Genomic DNA, 19,298 nt, shown 5'->3' with positions numbered 1-19,298 from the left:
TGGGGCGATGGACTCCACGACTCGCACCCGGCTCTCCCGGATCGCCCACGGCCACCACCCGATCGCCGCCCCGCTCAGCGACGAGTCGGTGACCGCCCTGCTCGGGCAGGCGATCCGGACCGGGCACGAGCGCCTGCTCGACCTCGGCTGCGGCGAAGCCCCCTGGCTGCTGCGCGCACTCGCCGCGCACCCGGAGCTCACCGCCGACGGCGTGGACATCGACGCCGCCTCGCTCGACCTGGCCCGCCACTGCGCCGAGCAGCTCGGCGTGGCCCGCCGGCTCGGCCTGCACCACCGCCCCGCCGCCGAGTACACCAGCCCGCACCGGTACGACGTGGTCCTCTGCGTCGGCGCCACCCACGCCTTCGACGGCCTGCTCGTCGCCCTCGACACCGCCCGCGGCCACCTCGCCCCCGGCGGCCGCGTCCTGCTCGGCGACGGCTACTGGCAGCAGGACCCCGACCAGGCCACCCTCGACGGCCTCGGCGGCGCCACCCCCGACGAGCTCGACGACCTCCCCACCCTGGTCGACAAGATCCTCACCGCCGGCTGGGTCCCGGTCGCCGGCCACCAGAGCTCCCAGTCCGAACTCGACGACTACGAGTGGTCCTGGACCGGCTCCCTCGCCGAATGGGCCCTCGACCACCCCACCGACCCCGACGCCCCCGCCGCCAAGCAGCTCGCCGACACCCACCGCACCGGCTGGCTCCGCGGCTACCGGGGGACCTTCGGCTTCGTGACGATGGTGCTGCGGGACCAGAACGGGTGAGCGATGTGACAGCGGTTCACCGGACGAAATATCGATCGTATTCGCACAACTGACTGATCATCAGTTCAATGGATCAGCCCGGCAGGCCGCTCGGACACTGCCCGCCGGAAGAGGCGGCAACGCACCTGAACCGCTCACTGAGCAGCTGCAAGACCCGCCACTGGCGACTGCTAGGTCCGGCCCGCCCCAGGGCCCGCAAGCCGCGGGCCCCGGAGCCGAGCTGATCAACCCTTCACGCACACCACCTGCTTGAGCTGCGCGACCACCTCGACCAGGTCGCGCTGCTGCTCCATCACCTTCTCGATGTTCTTGTACGCACCCGGGATCTCGTCCACCACGCCCGCGTCCTTGCGGCACTCGACGCCCCGGGTCTGCTCCTCCAGGTCCCGGACCGAGAACCGCCGCTTCGCCGCCGTCCGGCTCATCTTCCGGCCGGCACCGTGCGAGGCGGAGTTGAACGAGACCGGGTTGCCCAGGCCGCGGACGATGTACGAACTCGTGCCCATGGAGCCCGGGATGATCCCCAGGTCACCCGCACCGGCCCGGATCGCGCCCTTGCGGGTGACCAGCAGGTCGACGCCGTCGTAACGCTCCTCGGCGACGTAGTTGTGGTGGCAGCTGATCACCTGGTCGAAGCCGACCTCGATCCGCGGGAACTCGTCCCGCAGCGCCTGCTGGAAGAGCGCCATCATGACCGCGCGGTTCCGCTTCGCATAGTCCTGCGCCCAGTAGAGGTCGCTGCGGTAGGCGTCCATCTCCCGGGTGCCGGACATGAAGACCGCAAGGTCACGGTCGACGACGCCCTGGTTGTGCGACAGGTTGCGGGCGACGGTCATGTGGTGCTCCGCCAGTTCCTTGCCGATGTTGCGCGAACCGGAGTGCAGCGTCAGCCAAACCGATCCCGATGTATCGAGCAACAGTTCGACATAGTGGTTGCCCCCGCCCAGCGTCCCCATCTGCTGCAGCGCCCGCTCGCGCCGCGCCATGACCTCCGGCGCGACCCCGTCGAACCCCTGCCAGAACCGGTCCCACCCGCCGATCGTCAGATCCCGCAGCGTCCCCGGGTCCACCGGCTCCTCGTGCAGGCCCCGGCCGACCGGGATCAGCCGCTCGATCCGGGAGCGCAGCCGGCTCAGGTCGTCCGGCAGGTCGCGGGCGGTGAGCGAGGTCTTCACCGCGCTCATGCCGCAGCCGATGTCGACGCCGACCGCGGCCGGGCAGACCGCGTCCTTCATGGCGATGACGGAGCCCACGGTGGCGCCCTTGCCCAGGTGGACGTCCGGCATCACGGCGAGGCCGTGCAGCCAGGGCAGGGTGGAGATGTTGCGCAGCTGCTGCAGCGCCTCGCTCTCGACGGTGGCCGGGTCGGCCCACATCCGGATCGGAACGCGGTCGCCGGGTACCTCGGTGTACGTCATGGTGGAACCGACCCCCAAAGGTCTCTGTGTTCAAGCGTAGGACTGCCGCGCGAAGCATCCGGCGCGGCTCGGGAAAGGCGGTGGAACGCGGTGCGACTCAGGCAGTGGCCGGAGAGCAGGGGCGCAGCGGTCGCGAGGAGCGCTTTCGAGCTGGCTCGACCCGCATGGTGACCGCCTCCTTTCCCCTGATGCGGCGGTGCGCCGTGCACCGCGTCGGTGAACATCAACCCACGGGGCTGCCGGTGCGGGCAACCGAATATGCGCGAAGGCCCGGCGGACCTTGTCCGCCGGGCCTTCTGACGTGCCGTCAGGCGGTCAGCCGGTGACCACCACGACCTCGCCGATGCCGAGCTTGCGCACGTCGTCGGCGATCGCGGAGGCGTCGCCGACCAACACGGTGACCAGTTGCTCGGGCGGGAAGGCGGCGACCACGGCGGCGGTGGCCGTGGCGGTGTCCAGCTCGGCGAGCTTGCGGTAGACCTCGGCCTGGAAGTCGTCCGGCAGGTCCTGCTCGACCTGGTCGGCCAGGGTGGCGGCGACCGAGCCGGCCGTCTCGTACTTCAGCGGGGCGACGCCGACCAGGAACTGGACGGCCTCCTCGCGCTCGCCGTCGGTCAGGCCTTCGGCGGCCAGGGTGCGCAGGATCTCCCAGGTGTCCTTGAGCGCCGGGGCGGTGGACTGGGTGTCCACCGAGCCGCTGATCGCCAGCAGGGCCCGGCCGGTGCCGGCCGCGTTGGAGCGCAGCGGCTGGGCGAAGGCCCGCACGCCGTAGGTGTAGCCCTTCTCCTCGCGCAGCACCCGGTCGAGCCGGGAGGTGAGGGTGCCGCCGAGGCAGTAGGTGCCGAGGATCTGGGCGGCCCAGCTGGGGTCGTGGCGGTCGGGGCCGACCCGGCCGATCAGCAGCTGGGTCTGCACCGAGCCGGGGCGGTCGACGATGACGACCCGGCCGCGGTCGTCGGCGGTGACCGGGCCGGCGGTGCTGGGCTCGGCCTGGTCGCCGGTCCAGCGGCCGACGGTGGACTCGAGCAGCGCGGGCAGGTCGATGCCGGTGAGGTCGCCGACGATCACCATGGTGGCGGTGGCGGGGCGGACGTGGGCGTCGTAGAAGGCCTTGACGGCCGCCCGGTCGATGCCCTGAACGGTCTCGGTGCTGCCGGAGCGGGGCCGGGAGAGCCGGTCCTCGGCGGCGAACAGCTCGGCGTAGAGCGCCTTGGCGGCGCGCCGGGCCGGGTTGGCCTGCTCGTGGGTGATCTCGTCGAGCCGGTTGGCGACCAGCCGCTCGATCTCGTCGGCGGGCAGGGCGGGGGCGCGCAGCGCGTCGGCGAGCAGGGTGAGGCCGCGCTCCAGGCGGGAGGCGGGCACCTCCAGCACGGCGCGGATGCACGGGTGGTCGGCGTGCGCCTCCATGCTGGCGCCGGCCCGCTCGAGCTCGCCGGCGAACTGCTCGGCGGTGAGGGTGTCGGTGCCCTCGTTGAGCGCCCGGGCGAGGATGGTGGCCACGCCGTCCAGGCCGGCCGGCTCGGCGGCCAGCGGCGCGTCGACCAGCACCTCGACGGCGACCAGCTGCTGGCCGGGGCGGTCGCAGTGCAGCACGGTGAGGCCGTTGGCCAGGGTGAGCCGCTGCGGCGCCGGGAAGGCCCACGGGGTGGGGGTGCCCGGGGTGGGCTGCGGGTGGAAGGTCATCGTGGTGGGGACGGCGGAGCTCATGCGGCCTCCTCCTCATCGTCGGTCGAGGCGGCGGTCGGCTCGTAGACCAGCACCGCGCGGTTGTCGGGACGCAGGCGGGCCGCGGCGACGGCGCGGACCTCCTCGGCGGTGACCTCGAGCACCCGGGCCAGCGCGCCGTTCACCAGCTTGGGGTCGCCGAAGAGCACGGCGTAGCGGCAGAGTTCGTCGGCCCGGCCGGCCACCGTGGTGAGCCGGTCCAGCCACTCGCGCTCGATCTGCGCCTGGGCGCGCTCCAGTTCCTCGGTGGTGGGGCCGTCGGCGGCGAACCGGGCCAGCTCCTCGTCGATGGCGCGCTCGATGTCGGCGATGGCGGCGTCGCCGGCGGCCTTGACGTCGAGCCAGCCGAGCGAGGGCGCGCCGGAGAGCCGGAGCAGGCCGAAGCCGGCCGAGATGGCGCTGCGGTCGCGGCGGACCAGGCGGTTGTAGAGCCGGCTGGACTCGCCGGAGCCGAGCACGGTGAGCGCCAGGTCGGCGGCGTCGGCCTCGCGGGTGCCGTCGTGCGGCAGCCGGTAGGCGCTCATCAGGGCGCGGGAGGGGACGTCCTCCTCGATCTGCTCGCGGACCTCGGCGCCGATCACCTCGGGCAGGGTGCCGTCGCGCGGCGGCTGCTTGCCGTCGTGGCCGGGGATGCTGCCGAAGTACTTCTCCACCCAGGCGATGGTCTGCTCGGGGTCGATGTCGCCGACCACCGAGAGCACCGCGTTGTTGGGGGCGTAGTAGGTGCGGAAGAAGGCGCGGGCGTCTTCCAGGGTGGCCGCGTCCAGGTCGGCCATGGAGCCGATCGGGGTGTGGTGGTACGGGTGGCCGTCGGGGTACGAGAGCGCGGTGAGCTTCTCGAAGGCGGTGCCGTAGGGCACGTTGTCGTAGCGCTGGCGGCGCTCGTTCTTGACCACGTCGCGCTGGTTCTCCATCGACGCGTCGTCGAGGGCGGTGAGCAGCGAGCCCATCCGGTCGGCCTCCAGCCAGAGCGCGAGCTCCAGTTGGTGGGTCGGCATGGTCTCGAAGTAGTTGGTCCGCTCGAAGCTGGTGGTGCCGTTGAGCGACCCGCCGGCGCCCTGGACCAGTTCGAAGTGGCCGTTGCCGGAGACGTTGGCGGAGCCCTGGAACATCAGGTGTTCGAAGAGGTGCGCCAGACCGGTGCGGCCCGCCACCTCGTGACGGGAGCCCACGTCGTACCAGAGGCAGACCGCGGCGACCGGGGTGAGGTGGTCCTCGGAGAGCACCACCCGCAGGCCGTTGGCCAGGCGGTGTTCCGTGATGGCGATGCCTCCGGAGGAGGCGGGGGCCGGGTTGGCCATGCGCTCGGGTCCTTCCCATCGGTTGGAGGGCGGGGGTCTGGCGCCCCCCATTGTGGTCCAACGCGTACCGTGCCGGGTTGTGCCCGCGCAGGTCGCCCGTTCGCCAGGGGCGCAACTGCCTGGCGGGGAGTGTCCGCCCGAGGGTCCACAATGGGGGGCGCTGCACCCCCGGTGACGAGATGTGAAGCAGAAGAAAAGCTGACAGACGCAAGGGAGCCCCGCCGCGATGGCCCGCCGCAGTTCGCCGACCCCGCCCCCCGAGGACTTCGAGGAACGAATCCTCGACGTCGACGTCGTGGACGAGATGAAGGGTTCCTACCTCGAGTACGCCTACTCGGTGATCTACTCGCGGGCCCTGCCGGACGCTCGGGACGGGCTCAAGCCGGTGCACCGGCGGATCCTGTACCAGGCCAACGAGATGGGGCTGCGCCCGGAGCGGGCGCACGTGAAGTGCGCCCGCGTGGTCGGCGAGGTGATGGGTCGGCTGCACCCGCACGGGGACGCCTCGATCTACGACTCGATCGTCCGGATGGCGCAGCCGTTCTCCATGCGGGTGCCGCTGATCGACGGACACGGCAACTTCGGTTCGCTGGGCAATGACGACCCGCCGGCCGCGATGCGCTACACCGAGTCCCGGCTGACCTCGGCCTCGATGGCGCTGGTGGAGTCGATCCACGAGGAGACGGTCGACTTCGAGCCGAACTACGACGGTTCGGAGCAGGAGCCGTCGGTGCTGCCGGCGGCGTTCCCGAACCTGCTGGTGAACGGCACCACGGGCATCGCGGTCGGGATGGCGACCAACATGCCGCCGCACAACCTGGCCGAGGTGGTGGCCGCGGCCCGGCACCTGATCAAGCATCCGAACGCCGACCTGGACACCCTGATGCGGTTCGTGCCCGGTCCGGACCTGCCGACCGGCGGGCGGATCGTGGGCCTGTCGGGCATCCGGGACGCCTACGAGTCGGGCCGCGGCACCTTCCGGATCCGGGCGACCACCTCGATCGAGAACGTGACCGCGCGGCGCAAGGGCATCGTGGTCACCGAGCTGCCGTTCGCGGTGGGTCCGGAGAAGGTGATCGGCAAGATCAAGGACCTGGTCAACGCGAAGAAGCTGCAGGGCATCGCGGACGTCAAGGATCTGACGGACCGTGAGCACGGCCTGCGCCTGGTGATCGAGGTCAAGAACGGCTTCGTGCCGGAGGCCCTGCTCGAGCAGCTGTACAAGCTGACCCCGCTGGAGGAGACCTTCGGCATCAACAACGTGGCGCTGGTGGACGGCCAGCCGCTGACGATGGGTCTGAAGGAGCTGCTGGAGGTCTACGTCGACCACCGCTTCGAGGTGGTGCGGCGGCGCAGCGACTTCCGCAAGCGCAAGCGCGAGGAGCGGCTGCACCTGGTCGAGGGCCTGCTGGTGGCGCTGCTCGACATCGACGAGGTGATCGCGCTCATCCGCAGCAGCGACAACGCGGCGCAGGCGAAGGAGCGCCTGATGGAGCGCTTCTCGCTGTCGGAGGTGCAGACGGCCTACATCCTGGACACCCCGCTGCGCCGGCTGACCCGGTTCGACCGGGTGGAGCTGGAGGCGGAGAAGGCCAAGCTGACCTCGGAGATCGCCGAGCTGGCCGAGATCCTGGAGTCGGACACCAAGCTGCGCAGCGTGGTCTCGACCGAGCTGGGCGCGGTGGCGAAGCAGTTCGGCACCGAGCGGCGCACGGTGCTGCTGGAGGCGGGCGCACTGCCTTCGGCCTCGCTGGCGGTGCCGCTGGAGGTGGCGGACGACCCGTGCCGGGTGCTGCTCTCCTCGACCGGGCTGCTGGCCCGGTCGGCGGACGGCGAGCCGGTCACCCCGGGCGACAGCCGGGCCAAGCACGATGTGATCGTCTCCTCGGTGGCGGCGACCGCCCGGGCGGACGTGGGGGCGGTGACCTCGGCCGGGCGGGTGCTGCGGCTGCCGGTGATCGACCTGCCCGCGCTGCCGCCGCAGGCCTCGCTGTCGCTGGCGGGCGGGGCGCAGGTGAGCGAGTTCCTGAAGCTGGCGGCGGGCGAGCGGCTGATCGCGCTGACCACGCTGGACGAGTCCTCGCCGGGGCTGGCGCTGGGCACGGTGCAGGGCGTGGTGAAGCGGGTGGTGCCGGAGTGGCCGGCCAACAAGGACGAGTTCGAGGTGATCGCGCTCAAGGACGGCGACGAGGTGGTCGGGGCGGTGGAGCTGCGCACCGGCGAGGAGGACCTGGTCTTCATCACCAGTGACGCGCAGCTGCTGCGGTACCCGGCTTCGCAGGTGCGTCCGCAGGGGCGGCCGGCCGGCGGCATGGCCGGGATCAAGCTGACGGACGGGGCGCGGGTGCTCTCGTTCACGGCGGTGGATCCGGCGGCGGACGCGGTGGTGGTCTCGGTGGCCGGTGCCTCGGGCACGCTGACCGGGGAGGCGCAGAGCAGCTGGAAGGTGACGCCGTTCGACCTCTACCCGCGCAAGGGCCGGGCCACCGGCGGGGTGCGCTGCCAGCGCTTCCTGCGCGGTGAGGACGTGCTGGCCTTCGCCTGGGCAGGTGCGGCGCCGGCCCGGGCGGCGGCGGCGAACGGCGCGGCGGTGGCGCTGCCGGAGCGCGATCCGCGCCGGGACGGCTCGGGCACGCCGGTGACCACGGCGATCGCGGCGGTGGCCGGGCCGTCCTGAGCCCGGCCCGTCCCCTGGGCCGTCCGGGGCCGGTCCGGGCTGAGCCGGAGCGGCCCGAGGACGGCTGGTTGACGCCTGGGGCGCCCTGCCGCGCGACGGTAGGGTGACCCGGTGATCACCTGTACGAGCCTGTCGAACGAGCTGTCCGAGCCGCTGTCCGCCACCGCGGCCACCGCGCCGACCTGGCTGCTGGTCGAGCAGTCGGGCCCGTGGGGTGCCAAGGCGCTGACCGAGAGCCACCTGGACAGTGAGCTGGGGCGGGCGCTGGACCGGGCCGCCGCGGGGACGGGGGTGCGGATCGCGCTGATCCGCCGTCCGGGCCGGCACGCCGACGACCGGCCGGACGGCCGGCACCAGGTGCTGGTGGGGCACACCGTGCCCGGCCGGGGCTGGGTGCGGCGGGCCGAGCTGGACTCGCCGGCCGAGCTGCTGGGGCTGGACTTCGCGGCGCTGGGCGCCGGGGAGCACGGCGGCTTCGGCGAGGAGCACCAGGGCGGGCCGCTGGCGCTGGTGTGCACCAACGGGCGGCGGGACCGCTGCTGCGCGCTGCTGGGGCGGCCGCTGGCGGCCGAGCTGGCGGCGGCCGGGCACAGCGAGGTGTGGGAGGTGACCCACCTGGGCGGCCACCGGTTCTCGCCCACCATGCTGGTGCTGCCCTACGGCTACGCCTACGGGCGGCTGACCGGGACCTCGGCGAAGGCGGTGCTGGCGGCCACGGCGGCCGGGCTGACCGAGCCGGCCCACTCGCGCGGGCGGTCCTGCTGGGACCGGCCGGCCCAGGCCGCCGAGCAGGCGGTCCGGGAGCTGACCGGGGACCAGCGGGCGGAGTCGCTGACGGTCGATCAGGAGGAGCTGCCGGAGGGCGGTTGGGGCTGCGTGGTGCGGCACACCGACGGCCGGGCCTGGCGGGTGGAGGTGGTCTCGGCGCCGTCCGAGCCGGCCCGTCCGGAGAGCTGCGGCAAGACCCCGGGGAACCCGCTGCGGATGGACGTCCGCTCGGTGGCGGCGCTCTGAGCCACCGCCGGCCCGCACGGAGCGTCACCGCTCCAACGGCGCATTCCAGCGGAGCGCGGTGGCCCGACGGTGCCTAGCGTGGCCGCGGTGGGACCACCCCACCGTGCGGCTTCCGCATTCGAACCGGAAGCCGCGGTGCTGTGCGGCGCCGGCCCCCGTCATGGGGACGGCCCCGCCGTCCCGGCCGCCCGGCCGGGCGCACGGAAGGATGCGACCGGACATGAACCCGGACCTGACCTCCACCGCTTTCCCGCTCACCCCGCCGGTCTCCCGCGCCACTCGGCTGCGCCACCGGGTCGGCCTGGCCGCCGCGCTGGTGGCCGGGGCCGGCTCGATCGCGCTCGGCTCCGGCCTGGCGCTGGCGATCCCCGCCGCCGCGGCGCCGGCCGTCCAGCCGGGCCTGGCGCCCGCCGACGACCCCGACCAGGACGCCGGCTACGCCCCCGGGGCCACGGACGGCACGGATGACACCGCGGGCACCGACGAGACGGCCGCCGCTGACGACTCGTCCGGCTACACCGCCGCCGAGGACACCGCTGAGAACACCGCCGTGGACGACGGCGCCAGCGACAGCGGCGCCACCGACGACAGCGCCACGGCCGAGGACTCCACCGGCACCGACGCCTCCACCGCCGCGCCGGAGCGCCAGGGCTGGGACGGCTCGGTCTACTGGTTCCGCAACGGGGCCGGCGAGTGGCGCTACACCAGCCACCGCGACATCTACCTGCAGCGGACCGGCGCCGCCGCCCCGGACGCGTCCACGGCGGCCGCCCCGAGCGCGCCGGACACCCCGAGCACCCCGGCCCGCCCGGCCGCGCGCGGCTCGGTGGAGACGGCCGTGGAGTTCGCCCTGGCCCAGCTCGGCAAGCCGTTCGTGATGGGCGGCAACGGGCCGGACGGCTACGACTGCTCCGGCCTGATCCAGCAGTCCTTCCGGCGGGCCGGGATCTCGCTGCCCCGGGTGGCCAACGACCAGTACGAGGCCACCACCCCGGTCGACTCCAGCCGGCTGCGCCGCGGCGACCTGCTCTTCTGGTCCTCCGACGGCACCGCCCGCGGCATCCACCACGGGGCGATCTACCTGGGCGACAACCGGTTCGTGGAGGCCGCCAAGCCGGGCACCACGGTGCGCATCTCGCACCTGAACCGCGGCTACTGGCCGAGCTTCACCGGCCGCCCCTGAGCCGGGCGGCCGAGACGGCGGTGGGCCCCGGGCGCGTGACGCGCCGGGGCCCACCGCCGTTCGCCCTGCCGGTCAGACCGCGCCGGCTCCGGTGAGCGAGCGGACCTCCAGCTCGGCGAACTTGTCCGGGTCCGCCTTCTCCTCACCGCTGACCGTGCCGACCCAGCCGAGCAGGAAGCCCAGCGGGATCGAGATCAGCCCGGGGTTCTCCAGCGGGAACCAGTGGAAGTCCACGCCGGGGAACATGGCGGTCCTGGCGCCGGAGACGACCGGCGAGAAGAGCACCAGGACCAGAGCGGGCACCAGGCCGCCGTAGGTCGCCCAGCAGGCGCCGCGGGTGGTGAAGCGGCGCCAGAACAGGTTGTAGATCAGCGTGGGCAGGTTGGCCGAGGCGGCCACCGCGAAGGCAAGCGAGACCAGGAAGGCCACGTTGAGCCGCTGGGCGAACAGGCTGAGCACGATCGCCAGGCCGCCGATCACCACGGCCGCGGTGCGGGCCATCACCACCTCCTGGCGCTCCGTCACCGGCGGGAGGTGCGGACGGCGGAACGCCTGGGCGTAGAGGTCGTGGGCGAAGGAGACCGAGGAGGCCAGGGTCAGGCCGGCCACCACCGCGAGGATGGTGGCGAAGGCGATCGCCGAGGTGATGGCGAAGAACAGGGTGCCGCCGGTACTGCCCTCGCCGCCGCCCAGGTTGAGCGCCAGCAGCGGAACGGCGGTGTTCCCGGCCGGGTTGGCGGCCTTGACCGCCTTGGATCCGACCAGCGCGGTGGCCCCCAGGCCCAGCACGATGGTCATCAGGTAGAAGCAGCCGACCATGCCGATCGCCCACATCACCGACTTCCGCGCCGCTCTTGCGGTGGGCACGGTGTAGAAGCGGGAGAGGATGTGCGGCAGGCCGGCGGTGCCCAGCACCAGGGCGATGCCGAGGCTGACGAAGTCGAGCCGGCTGGTGGTGGACTCCCCGTACTTGAGCCCGGGCTCCAGGTAGCTGTTGCCGGCCCCGCTGCCGTGCGCGGCGGCCCGCATCAGGTCGGCCAGGTCGAAGTGGAAGCGGACCAGCACCAAGACGGTGAGCAGCACCGCCCCGGCCATCAGCATCCCGGCCTTGACGATCTGGATCCAGGTGGTGGCCCGCATGCCGCCGACCGTGACGTAGATGATCATCAGGGCGCCGACCGCGACGATGGTCCAGGTCTTGGCGGCCGGGCCGGTGGTGCCGAGCAGCAGGGCCACCAGGCTGCCGGCGCCGACCATCTGGGCGATCAGGTAGAGCAGGGTGACCACCACGCTGGCGGTGCCGGCGGCGGCCCGCACCGGGCGCTGGCGCATCCGGGTGGCCAGCACGTCGGCCAGGGTGTACCGGCCGGTGTTGCGGACCAGTTCGGCCACCCACATCAGCACCACCAGCCAGGCGACCAGGAAGCCGATGCTGTACAGCATGCCGTCGTAGCCGTAGAGCGCGATCAGACCGGTGACGCCGAGGAAGGAGGCCGCGGAGAGGTAGTCGCCGGAGAGCGCGATGCCGTTCTGCAGCGGGCCGAAGTCCCGTCCGCCGGCGTAGAAGTCCTCCGCGGCCTGGCCGCGCCGGCCCACCCAGAGGGTGATCGCCAGGGTCACCACGACCACCAGCGCGAAGAGCACGACGGCCAGGTTGTGGTGCTCACCGCCGGCCGGGGTGGTGGTGTGCGGGAAGGGCGGCAGCACCGTGGCGAGCGGGGTGCCGGGCACGCTGAGCTGAGTCTGGTTCATCGAAGCTGGTCCTGAGTGTCCCAGCGCAGGCCGAGGGCGGCTCGGTCACGCTTGGTGCGGGCGTTGCGGGAGTAGAGCCAGGTGAGCACGAAGGTGGAGACGAACTGCAGCAGGCCGAGCAGCCAGGCCACGCTGAACGGGCCGGCCAGCTCGGTGCGCATCAGGTCGGGGGCGGCCGCCTGGGCGGTGACGTAGAGCAGGTACCAGCCGAGGAAGACGGCCGTCGCCGGGAAGACGAAGCGGCGGTAGGCGCCGCGGATCTCCTGGAAGGCCTGGCTCCGCTGGACCTCGCGGTAGACCTCGGCGGCGGCCGGGTCGTGGTCCGGTTCCACCAGGGTGCCGGGCCTCGCCGCCGGGACGGCCGGGCGCTGCACCGGCAGGGCGGCGGAGGCGGTCGAGCCGGCCAGCACCGAGCGGGCGGAGCGGGCGGCCTCGGCCAGCGCTCCGGAGCGCGCCCCGCTGCCGGAACGGCCGGCGGCCAGGAACTCCGGCTCGGCGTCCAGTGCCGGTTCCGGGAGGACCGGCTGCGCGGGGCGGGCTGCGGCGGCCGCTCCGGGGAGTCCGTGGGCGGCGGGTTGGCCGGGCGTGGCGGACCGCTGGACGGAGGCTTGGGGATCGGCCCCGCCGGGGGCCGGCCACCAGTCGTAGCGCTGCCCCTGTCGGGGCGTCCGACCGGCTGATCCGGTGACTTCGTGCTGTGCCAATGCTGCTCCTGGCCCGGGGACGCACCACCGAGCGAAGCGGTGGGCGTCGGTATCGGCACCGGGCACTCCGGACGACCCGCCCCGAAGATCCATTCGGCGTACCGACGGCGCCCTGACGGTTCCATGATGGCGCGTCAGAAACCGAAATGCGGCATTCAGAACGATATTTCACCCGATACGGTGAGGCTAGTCCGCCTGCGAACTGCGAGAAAGTCCGTGCCGGAACGCATAGCTGACCGCCTGTGCCCGGTCCCGCACCGCAGTCTTCGCAAAAAGATTGTTGATATGCGTTTTCACGGTCGCCGGACTGACGAAAAGCGCGGCGGCGATTTCCGTGTTGGAGAGTCCGTCGGCGATCAGGGCCAGCACCTCCGCCTCACGGACCGTCAGCCCGTCGGGCAGGCCGGCGGGGTGCGGCGGCAGGACCGGGCGGCGGCCCGCGGCGGGCTCAGACCGGACGGGCTCCCCGCCGGCCTGGGCGGTACCGCTGCCAGGGGCGGCCAGCCGCTCCAGCAGGCGCAGTTGGATCTCGGGCGAGAGGCCGGCCGCGCCGGACCGCACGTCGTTGATCGCCCGGGCGATCTGCTCGCCGCCGGCGTCCTTGGTCAGGTAGCCGCGGGCGCCGGCCTGCAGCGCGGGGAAGAGCGAGTCGTCGTCGGCGTAGGTGGTCAGCACCACCACCTCGGTGCCCGGGTGCTCGGCGCGGACCCGGCGGGTCGCCTCCACCCCGTCGCAGCGCGGCATCCGCAGGTCCATCAGGACCACGTCCGGGGCGAGCTCGGCGACCAGCCGGACCGCCTCCTCGCCGTCCGCCGCGGCGCCCACCACCTCGATCCCGGGCAGCAGCCCGAGCAGCATCACGATGCCCTCGCGCACCACGGTCTGGTCGTCGGCCACCAGCACCCGGACCGGCGCTCCCCCGCCGTGCTCGCTCATCGCCGCATTCCCGCTCCCTCTCGACCGATCACGCGGGCAGCCGCAGCAGCACCTGCCAGCCGCCGCCCTCCGGGCCGGCCCGCAGGGTGCCGCCGAGCAGTTCGGCCCGCTCCCGCATCCCCAGCAGACCGTACCCGCTCCCGCTGTCGGCCAGCTCCGGCGACACCTCGGCGGCCGGGCTCCCGGTGTCGGCGACCTCCAGCTCCACCGCCTCGGGCAGGTAGCTCAGCCGCACGGAGCGCCGGGCCGCGGGCGCGTGCTTGCGGATGTTGGTCAGCGCCTCCTGGGCGGTGCGGCGGACCGCCAGGCCGGTCTCGGCGGCGAGCGGGCGCGGCGTGCCCGTCACCGTCAGCTCGGCCTGCTCCGACGCGGCCAGCTCGACCAGGTACTCCCCGACCGCGGTGAACTCGCCGCGCAGTGCGGAGAGCGCCTGCTTGGTCTCCTTCAGCCCCTCCTGCGCCATCCGGCGCGCGGCCACCACGCGCTCCCTGATCTGCTCCCGGTCCGCGCCGCCGTCCAGCATCAGCCGGGCCGCCTCCAGGTGGACCAGCTGGGCGGAGAGGCTGTGGGCGAGCACGTCGTGGATCTCCCGGGCGATCCTGGCCCGCTCGTCCAGCGCGGCGCTCTCCGCCTCGGCGGCCCGGGCGGCGTGCTCCTGCTGTCGCAGCCGCTTGGTGGTCGCCCTGGCCTCGGAGTCCAGCCGGATCAGCCAGCCGAGGAAGAGCAGGCCGACCACGGTGGCCACCAGCGCCAGGTAGCCGTCACCGCTGCTGACCGAGTAGGAGATCAGCGAACCCGCGCAGACCGGCACGGCCGCGGCCAGCGGCAACCGGGTCAGGCCGACCACCGCGAGACCGAACCAGATCACGTCGGAGACCGTGTCGTTGGCGCCGGCCCGGTGCAGGACCGCGCCGAGGACCAGCAGTTGCGAAGCGACCGCGAGCGCCGGGCCGAGCCGGCGCCGCCGGGTGAGCAGGAAGAAGTACCGGAAGAGCAGGACGGTCGCGGCCAGCCCCAGGACCGAGGCCAGCGCGCGCCAGCCGGTGAAGTGCTCGCTGGTCACGGTCCCGACCGTGACGCTCAGCAGGATGGCCAGCCGGCCGGCGAAGGAGAGCACCAGCCCGGGCCGGGACCGGTCCTCCCGCTCCAGGGCCTCCCGCGACGGCCAGCGCGTCCAGCTCTCCACCTGCACCTGCGGTCCTCCCACGACGGCGATGGCGCTCTCCCGAGCCATCGGCTCAGGCCACCGGCCGCAGCGGCTGCGGGCCCTCGAGCAGCCGGGCCCTCCAGTTCACCACGAGACTGCGGGTGAGCAGCAGCACCCCGAGGGTCAGCAGCAGCGCGCTGGAGCTCTGGTGCACGTGCAGCACGGCGCCGGTGGCGTAGAGGCCGACCCGGACGGCTATCAGGCCGGACCAGGCGGCGATGGTCGCCGCGGTGCCCTTGGCCCAGACGCTGCCGTCGGCCGCCCGCCAGATCCGCACCGTCCAGCCCCAGACCACGCCCATCACCAGCACCAGCACCACCGAGCCGGCCAGCAGGGCGATCGCCGTGCCCTCGTGCGCGTGGTCGATGACCTTGGGGTCACGGAGCGCGATCACGGCCAGGACCACCGGCAGCACCCAGAACCGCCGGCCCAGGTCGACCTTGCGCGCCTGGAGCTGGCGGCCCGCGACCAGGACCAGCACCGCGACGATGATGATGACGTTCACCAGGGCGGCCATCGGACTGCTCCCATCTCTCTTCGAGGGGGTTTCACTGACAGTCACGACGCTACGGACCGCGGGCCCGGGTGTGATCGGAGCCAGGGTTGATCCAATGCGCGAGGGGCTCTCCACCCGTGGGTGGAGAGCCCCTCGTCGCGGGTGGAGGAGCCGCCCGGCGGGCCGGCGGCCGGCCCCGGTGGAGGAACGGTCAGGCGTCGATCCGTGACCGGTCCAGGGTCGCCGCGGAGTCCACGATGAACTCCTTGCGGGGCGCCACCTCGTTGCCCATCAGCAGGTCGAAGACCTGCTCCGCGGCCTCCAGATCGCCCAGGTTGATCCGGCGCAGGATCCGGTACCGCGGGTCCATGGTGGTCTCGGCCAGTTGGTCGGCGTCCATCTCGCCCAGGCCCTTGTAGCGCTGCACCGGCTCCTTCCAGCGCAGCCCCTTGGCCTGGAACTCCAGCAGGGTCCGCCGCAGCTCGCCGTCGGAGTAGGTGTAGTGGTACTTCTCCTGGCCGCGCTTGGGGTTGGTCAGTTCGATCCGGTGCAGCGGCGGCACCGCGGCGAACACCCGGCCCTGCTCCACCATCGGGCGCATGTACCGCTGGAACAGGGTGAGCAGCAGGCAGCGGATGTGCGAGCCGTCGACGTCGGCGTCCGCCATGAAGATCACCCGGCCGTAGCGGGCCTGGTCGATGTCGAAGGTGCGCCCCGAGCCCGCTCCTATCACCTGGATGATCGCGGCGCACTCGGCGTTCTTCAGCATGTCCGAGACCGAGGCCTTCTGGACGTTGAGGATCTTGCCGCGGATCGGCAGCAGCGCCTGGAACTCGGAGTTGCGGGCCAGCTTGGCGGTGCCCAGGGCGGAGTCGCCCTCGACGATGAAGAGCTCGCTGCGCTCCACGTCGTCGCTGCGGCAGTCGGCCAGCTTGGCGGGCAGCGAGGAGGTCTCCAGCGCGGTCTTGCGGCGCTGCGCCTCCTTGTGCTGGCGGGCCGCGACCCTGGTTCTGGCGGCCGCCACGACCTTCTCCAGCACCGAGCGGGCCTGGGCCTTCTCGTCCTTCTTGGTGGAGGCGAGGAAGGCCTTGAGCTCCTTGGCGACCACCGCGGCGACGATCCGGTTGGCGGCCGAGGTGCCCAGCACCTCCTTGGTCTGCCCCTCGAACTGCGGCTCGGCCAGCCGGACCGTGACCACCGCGGTCAGGCCTTCGGTGGCGTCGTCCTTGGTGATGTCGTCCTCGGCGACCCGGAGCAGCTTGGCGGCACGCAGCGCCTCGTTGATCGTCTTGGCCAGTGAGCGCTCGAAGCCGGTGACGTGGGTGCCGCCCTTGGGGGTGGCGATGATGTTGACGAAGGAGCGCAGCGTGGTGTCGTAGCCGGTGCCCCAGCGCAGCGCGATGTCCACGCCGAGCTCCCGGGTCACCTCGGTGGGCGTCATGTGGCCCAGCTCGTCCAGGACCGGCACGGTCTCCTTGAAGGTGCCGTCGCCGCGCAGCCGCAGCACGTCGCAGACCGGCTTGTCGGGCGCCAGGAAGTCGCAGAACTCACCGATCCCGCCGTCGAACCGGAAGACCGACTCCTCGACCTTGTCGCTCTCGGTCAGCCGCTCGTCACGGACCACGATGGTCAGGCCGGGCACCAGGAAGGCGGTCTGCCGGGCCCGGTTGTGCAGGTTCTCCAGGGAGAGCTTGGCCTCCTTGAGGAAGATCTGCCGGTCGGCCCAGTAGCGGATCCGGGTGCCGGTGCGGGTCTTGGGCACCTTGCGGGTCCGGGTCAGGCCGCTGGCCGGGTCGAACGGGGCATCCGGGCTCAGCTCGGTGAAGTGGCCGGGGGTGCCGCGGCGGAAGCTGATCGCGTGGGTGTGGCCGTTGCGGTCCACCTCGACGTCCAGCCGGGCGCTGAGCGCGTTCACCACCGAGGCGCCGACGCCGTGCAGGCCGCCGGAGGCCGCGTAGGAGCCGCCTCCGAACTTGCCGCCGGCATGCAGCTTGGTCATCACGACCTCGACCCCGGACAGGCCGGTCTTCGGCTCGACGTCCACCGGGATGCCGCGGCCGTTGTCCCGGACCTCGACCGAGCCGTCCTCGTGCAGCAGGACCTCGATCCGGTCGCCGAAGCCGCCCAGGGCCTCGTCCACCGCGTTGTCGATGATCTCCCAGAGGCAGTGCATCAGGCCCCGGCTGTCGGTCGAGCCGATGTACATGCCGGGTCGCTTGCGGACCGCCTCCAGCCCCTCCAGGACGAGCAGGTGCCGAGCGGTGTAGTTGGATCCGTCCTCCGCGGCCCGCAGGGCGGACGACACGGTCGTTTCGGCACTCACGGCGGTGCACTCCTCCAAAGAGACTCTGACTCGATCCGGCCGACTTCTGCTGCGGCAGGCTCCGGCCCCGTCGCCCGGCCGAGCCGTGGTACGACCCGGACCGGGCTCCGCGGCTTGTACGCGCTGCGCGAACACGACCGACGTCCGGTGTGCCGCGGGAGGACGCCACTTCGCCCGCGCCCGACGGATCCTGGCGGACCGTCGGACCGTCCGCGAGCGCCGGAGCTGCCAGGATGCAGGCTACCGGGTGCGCGGAACGGGGCTTATGCTCCAACCCAGTAGGGGATTATGCTACGCCCACCTTCGGACAACAGTTCGAAGAGGCGTTCGAGTGATAGACAGGTCGCGGAATCCGGCACGCATGAACCACCGGCGCCCGGGGCACGTCCTCATCAACACAGCAGGAATCCTCAAAGAAGAAAAGCCACGAGCGGGAACGTTTTCGGCCTGGTTGGATGTTGACCCTGGTACGACAGCTCGTCGAGCTAGAGAAGAGGCGACGTGACTACTGTTCTGACACCTGCGAGCCCGCTCACCGCGGCTGACCGCTGCGACCGATGCGGCGCCCAGGCCTACCTGCGCGTCGTACTGGCCAGCGGCGGAGAGCTGCTCTTCTGCGCCCACCACGGGCGGAAGTTCGAGCCGGAGCTCAAGAAGATCGCCGTGGAAATACAGGACGAGAGCGGTCGTCTCGCCACCACGACGGCCTCGGCCGTCAACGACGAGCGCTGAGCGTTCGCCGCTCCCTTGACGCGCTGAGGTCGGCCCTTGCGGGCCGGCCACCGGGCGGCAGGCTGCAAAGCCTGCCGCCCGGCGTCGTATCCGGACCGGCGCGGAGCGCTCAGAGCTGGCCATCGACCGCGTCCGCGACGGCTGCCAGCCGGGTGTAGACGCCCGGGTGGCCGGCCTCCGCGCAACCGGTGCCCCAGGAGACCAGGCCGACCAGCCGACCGTCCACCACCAGCGGACCGCCGCTGTCGCCCTGGCAGGCGTCCCGGCCGCCGTGCGCCTCGCCCGCGCAGACCATGCCGCGGGCGTCGAAGGCGCCGTCCGGGCCGCCCGGGTAGTCGCGCGCGCACTCCTCGTCGGCCACCATCGGGACGTCCACCGCGCGCAGTGTCCGGGAGTAGTCGGCCCGCGCCGTGGTGTCGCCCCAGCCGTAGACCTGGGCCATCGTCCCCGGCGCGTACGGGCCGCTCTCCCCCTGGCCGACCAGCGGGAGCACCGCCCGGCCCTGCTGCGGGGTGGCGAGCGTGAGCACCGCGACGTCCTGCATGTTCTGCTCGAACGAGTAGTCCGGGTGGATCCAGACGTGGCTCACGGGCACCTCCGCGCCGGCCTGGCCGGTCAGGTCGGTGCGGCCGACCACCACGGTCAGGCCAGGGCGGTCGGTGGGCCGGCCCTGCTCGTCGTAGAAGCAGTGCGCGGCCGTGACCACCTTGGTCGGCGACACCAGCGTGCCGCCGCAGAACTGGCCGGAGCGCGCGCCGCCGTACTGGCTGCGGCTGGCGACCGCCACCACCCAGGGGTGCTGCTCGGTGCTGTCCGCGTACCCGCCGACGATCCGCCGGTCGGCATGGGCCGGCGACGCGCCCAGCGAGACCAGCGCGGCCGACACGACCGCCAGCAGCGCCAGCGCGGCGGACCGCCGGCGGCCGGCCGACGGCCTGGCGGAGCGGCGGGGACCGGCACCGGACGGGACGGGCGAGACGGACATCACAGGGCACTCCGAGCGCTCGACAGCGGGCAACCGCCATAGCGTAGTCAGAATCTCACCCTGTGTGCCCGAATGG

The 19,298-nt window shown here is 72.8% G+C and carries 15 protein-coding genes; 5 read left to right on the top strand and 10 right to left on the bottom strand.

The window, feature by feature from the left end:
* Positions 1-7: 7 nt before the first annotated feature.
* The gene (locus tag ACFYNO_RS30325) at positions 8-769 is read left to right on the top strand and encodes an SAM-dependent methyltransferase (RefSeq protein ID WP_388019667.1); all 762 of its coding nucleotides are present in this window, start codon (positions 8-10) and stop codon (positions 767-769) included.
* Between the two features lie 224 nt (positions 770-993).
* Here the strand turns inward: ACFYNO_RS30325 and ACFYNO_RS30320 are convergent, their stop codons facing one another.
* The 3 genes from ACFYNO_RS30320 to ACFYNO_RS30310 all read right to left on the bottom strand — a co-directional run bounded on the left by ACFYNO_RS30320 (position 994) and on the right by ACFYNO_RS30310 (position 5,213).
* The gene (locus ACFYNO_RS30320; protein WP_388019664.1) at positions 994-2,187 is read right to left on the bottom strand and encodes an RtcB family protein; all 1,194 of its coding nucleotides are present in this window, start codon (positions 2,185-2,187) and stop codon (positions 994-996) included.
* Between the two features lie 315 nt (positions 2,188-2,502).
* Positions 2,503-3,894 carry a M16 family metallopeptidase gene (locus ACFYNO_RS30315; protein WP_388019661.1) on the bottom strand — a complete coding sequence of 464 codons (1,392 nt, stop codon included), beginning with the start codon at positions 3,892-3,894 and terminating at the stop codon, positions 2,503-2,505.
* Complete coding sequence (locus ACFYNO_RS30310) at positions 3,891-5,213, bottom strand: M16 family metallopeptidase (RefSeq protein WP_388019658.1); 1,323 nt, start codon at positions 5,211-5,213, stop codon at positions 3,891-3,893. The genes ACFYNO_RS30315 and ACFYNO_RS30310 overlap by 4 nt, the downstream gene beginning before the upstream one ends.
* A gap of 226 nt (positions 5,214-5,439) precedes the next feature.
* Here ACFYNO_RS30310 and ACFYNO_RS30305 point away from each other — a divergent pair, with 226 nt between their 5' ends.
* The 3 genes from ACFYNO_RS30305 (at position 5,440) to ACFYNO_RS30295 (ending at position 10,087) form a co-directional block, all read left to right on the top strand.
* Positions 5,440-7,890 carry a DNA topoisomerase (ATP-hydrolyzing) subunit A gene (locus ACFYNO_RS30305; RefSeq protein ID WP_388019655.1) on the top strand — a complete coding sequence of 817 codons (2,451 nt, stop codon included), beginning with the start codon at positions 5,440-5,442 and terminating at the stop codon, positions 7,888-7,890.
* Positions 7,891-8,001: 111 nt separating this feature from the next.
* Positions 8,002-8,904, top strand: coding sequence for a sucrase ferredoxin (locus tag ACFYNO_RS30300; RefSeq protein ID WP_388019652.1), 903 nt, complete (start codon positions 8,002-8,004; stop codon positions 8,902-8,904).
* 220 nt (positions 8,905-9,124) lie between these two features.
* Positions 9,125-10,087, top strand: coding sequence for a C40 family peptidase (locus tag ACFYNO_RS30295; protein ID WP_388019649.1), 963 nt, complete (start codon positions 9,125-9,127; stop codon positions 10,085-10,087).
* Positions 10,088-10,159: 72 nt separating this feature from the next.
* Here the strand turns inward: ACFYNO_RS30295 and ACFYNO_RS30290 are convergent, their stop codons facing one another.
* The 6 genes from ACFYNO_RS30290 to ACFYNO_RS30265 all read right to left on the bottom strand — a co-directional run bounded on the left by ACFYNO_RS30290 (position 10,160) and on the right by ACFYNO_RS30265 (position 17,505).
* Positions 10,160-11,839 carry a cation acetate symporter gene (locus tag ACFYNO_RS30290; RefSeq protein WP_388019647.1) on the bottom strand — a complete coding sequence of 560 codons (1,680 nt, stop codon included), beginning with the start codon at positions 11,837-11,839 and terminating at the stop codon, positions 10,160-10,162.
* On the bottom strand, positions 11,836-12,543 hold the full coding sequence (locus ACFYNO_RS30285; RefSeq protein WP_388019644.1) for a DUF485 domain-containing protein: 708 nt from the start codon (positions 12,541-12,543) through the stop codon (positions 11,836-11,838). The genes ACFYNO_RS30290 and ACFYNO_RS30285 overlap by 4 nt, the downstream gene beginning before the upstream one ends.
* Positions 12,544-12,729: 186 nt before the next feature.
* A complete protein-coding gene (locus ACFYNO_RS30280) occupies positions 12,730-13,479 on the bottom strand; it encodes a response regulator (RefSeq protein WP_388019641.1) in 750 nt (249 codons plus the stop codon).
* Between the two features lie 28 nt (positions 13,480-13,507).
* Positions 13,508-14,713, bottom strand: a complete 1,206-nt coding sequence (locus ACFYNO_RS30275; protein WP_388019639.1) for a sensor histidine kinase — start codon at positions 14,711-14,713, stop codon at positions 13,508-13,510.
* A 4-nt stretch (positions 14,714-14,717) separates the two neighbouring features.
* Positions 14,718-15,203, bottom strand: a complete 486-nt coding sequence (locus tag ACFYNO_RS30270) for a DUF1453 domain-containing protein (RefSeq protein ID WP_388019636.1) — start codon at positions 15,201-15,203, stop codon at positions 14,718-14,720.
* A gap of 190 nt (positions 15,204-15,393) precedes the next feature.
* Entirely contained in the window at positions 15,394-17,505 is a 2,112-nt protein-coding gene (locus tag ACFYNO_RS30265) for a type IIA DNA topoisomerase subunit B (RefSeq protein WP_388019634.1), read from the bottom strand.
* A gap of 501 nt (positions 17,506-18,006) precedes the next feature.
* Between ACFYNO_RS30265 and ACFYNO_RS30260 the strand changes: the two genes are divergently transcribed.
* A complete protein-coding gene (locus tag ACFYNO_RS30260; protein WP_388019632.1) occupies positions 18,007-18,237 on the top strand; it encodes a hypothetical protein in 231 nt (76 codons plus the stop codon).
* A 109-nt stretch (positions 18,238-18,346) separates the two neighbouring features.
* Here ACFYNO_RS30260 and ACFYNO_RS30255 read toward each other — a convergent pair whose 3' ends face one another.
* Positions 18,347-19,222: a S1 family peptidase gene (locus ACFYNO_RS30255; RefSeq protein WP_388019629.1), complete on the bottom strand. Its 876-nt coding sequence runs from the start codon at positions 19,220-19,222 to the stop codon at positions 18,347-18,349.
* Positions 19,223-19,298: the final 76 nt, after the last annotated feature.

The sequence above is a fragment of the Kitasatospora sp. NPDC006697 genome, assembly GCF_042869935.1.
Classification (GTDB): Bacteria; Actinomycetota; Actinomycetes; order Streptomycetales; family Streptomycetaceae; genus Kitasatospora.
The sequence above is the reverse complement of the archived record's forward strand: the minus strand, read 5'-3'. Positions and strand labels throughout refer to the sequence as shown.

Bases quoted from the DNA above. Each gene is read 5' to 3' on its own strand.
- ACFYNO_RS30325 (WP_388019667.1), top strand. From the start codon at position 8: ATGGACTCCACGACTCGCACCCGGCTCTCCCGGATCGCCCACGGCCAC.
- ACFYNO_RS30320 (WP_388019664.1), bottom strand. From the start codon at position 2,187: ATGACGTACACCGAGGTACCCGGCGACCGCGTTCCGATCCGGATGTGG.
- ACFYNO_RS30315 (WP_388019661.1), bottom strand. From the start codon at position 3,894: ATGAGCTCCGCCGTCCCCACCACGATGACCTTCCACCCGCAGCCCACC.
- ACFYNO_RS30310 (WP_388019658.1), bottom strand. From the start codon at position 5,213: ATGGCCAACCCGGCCCCCGCCTCCTCCGGAGGCATCGCCATCACGGAA.
- ACFYNO_RS30305 (WP_388019655.1), top strand. From the start codon at position 5,440: ATGGCCCGCCGCAGTTCGCCGACCCCGCCCCCCGAGGACTTCGAGGAA.
- ACFYNO_RS30295 (WP_388019649.1), top strand. From the start codon at position 9,125: ATGAACCCGGACCTGACCTCCACCGCTTTCCCGCTCACCCCGCCGGTC.
- ACFYNO_RS30290 (WP_388019647.1), bottom strand. From the start codon at position 11,839: ATGAACCAGACTCAGCTCAGCGTGCCCGGCACCCCGCTCGCCACGGTG.
- ACFYNO_RS30280 (WP_388019641.1), bottom strand. From the start codon at position 13,479: ATGAGCGAGCACGGCGGGGGAGCGCCGGTCCGGGTGCTGGTGGCCGAC.
- ACFYNO_RS30275 (WP_388019639.1), bottom strand. From the start codon at position 14,713: ATGGCTCGGGAGAGCGCCATCGCCGTCGTGGGAGGACCGCAGGTGCAG.
- ACFYNO_RS30270 (WP_388019636.1), bottom strand. From the start codon at position 15,203: ATGGCCGCCCTGGTGAACGTCATCATCATCGTCGCGGTGCTGGTCCTG.
- ACFYNO_RS30255 (WP_388019629.1), bottom strand. From the start codon at position 19,222: ATGTCCGTCTCGCCCGTCCCGTCCGGTGCCGGTCCCCGCCGCTCCGCC.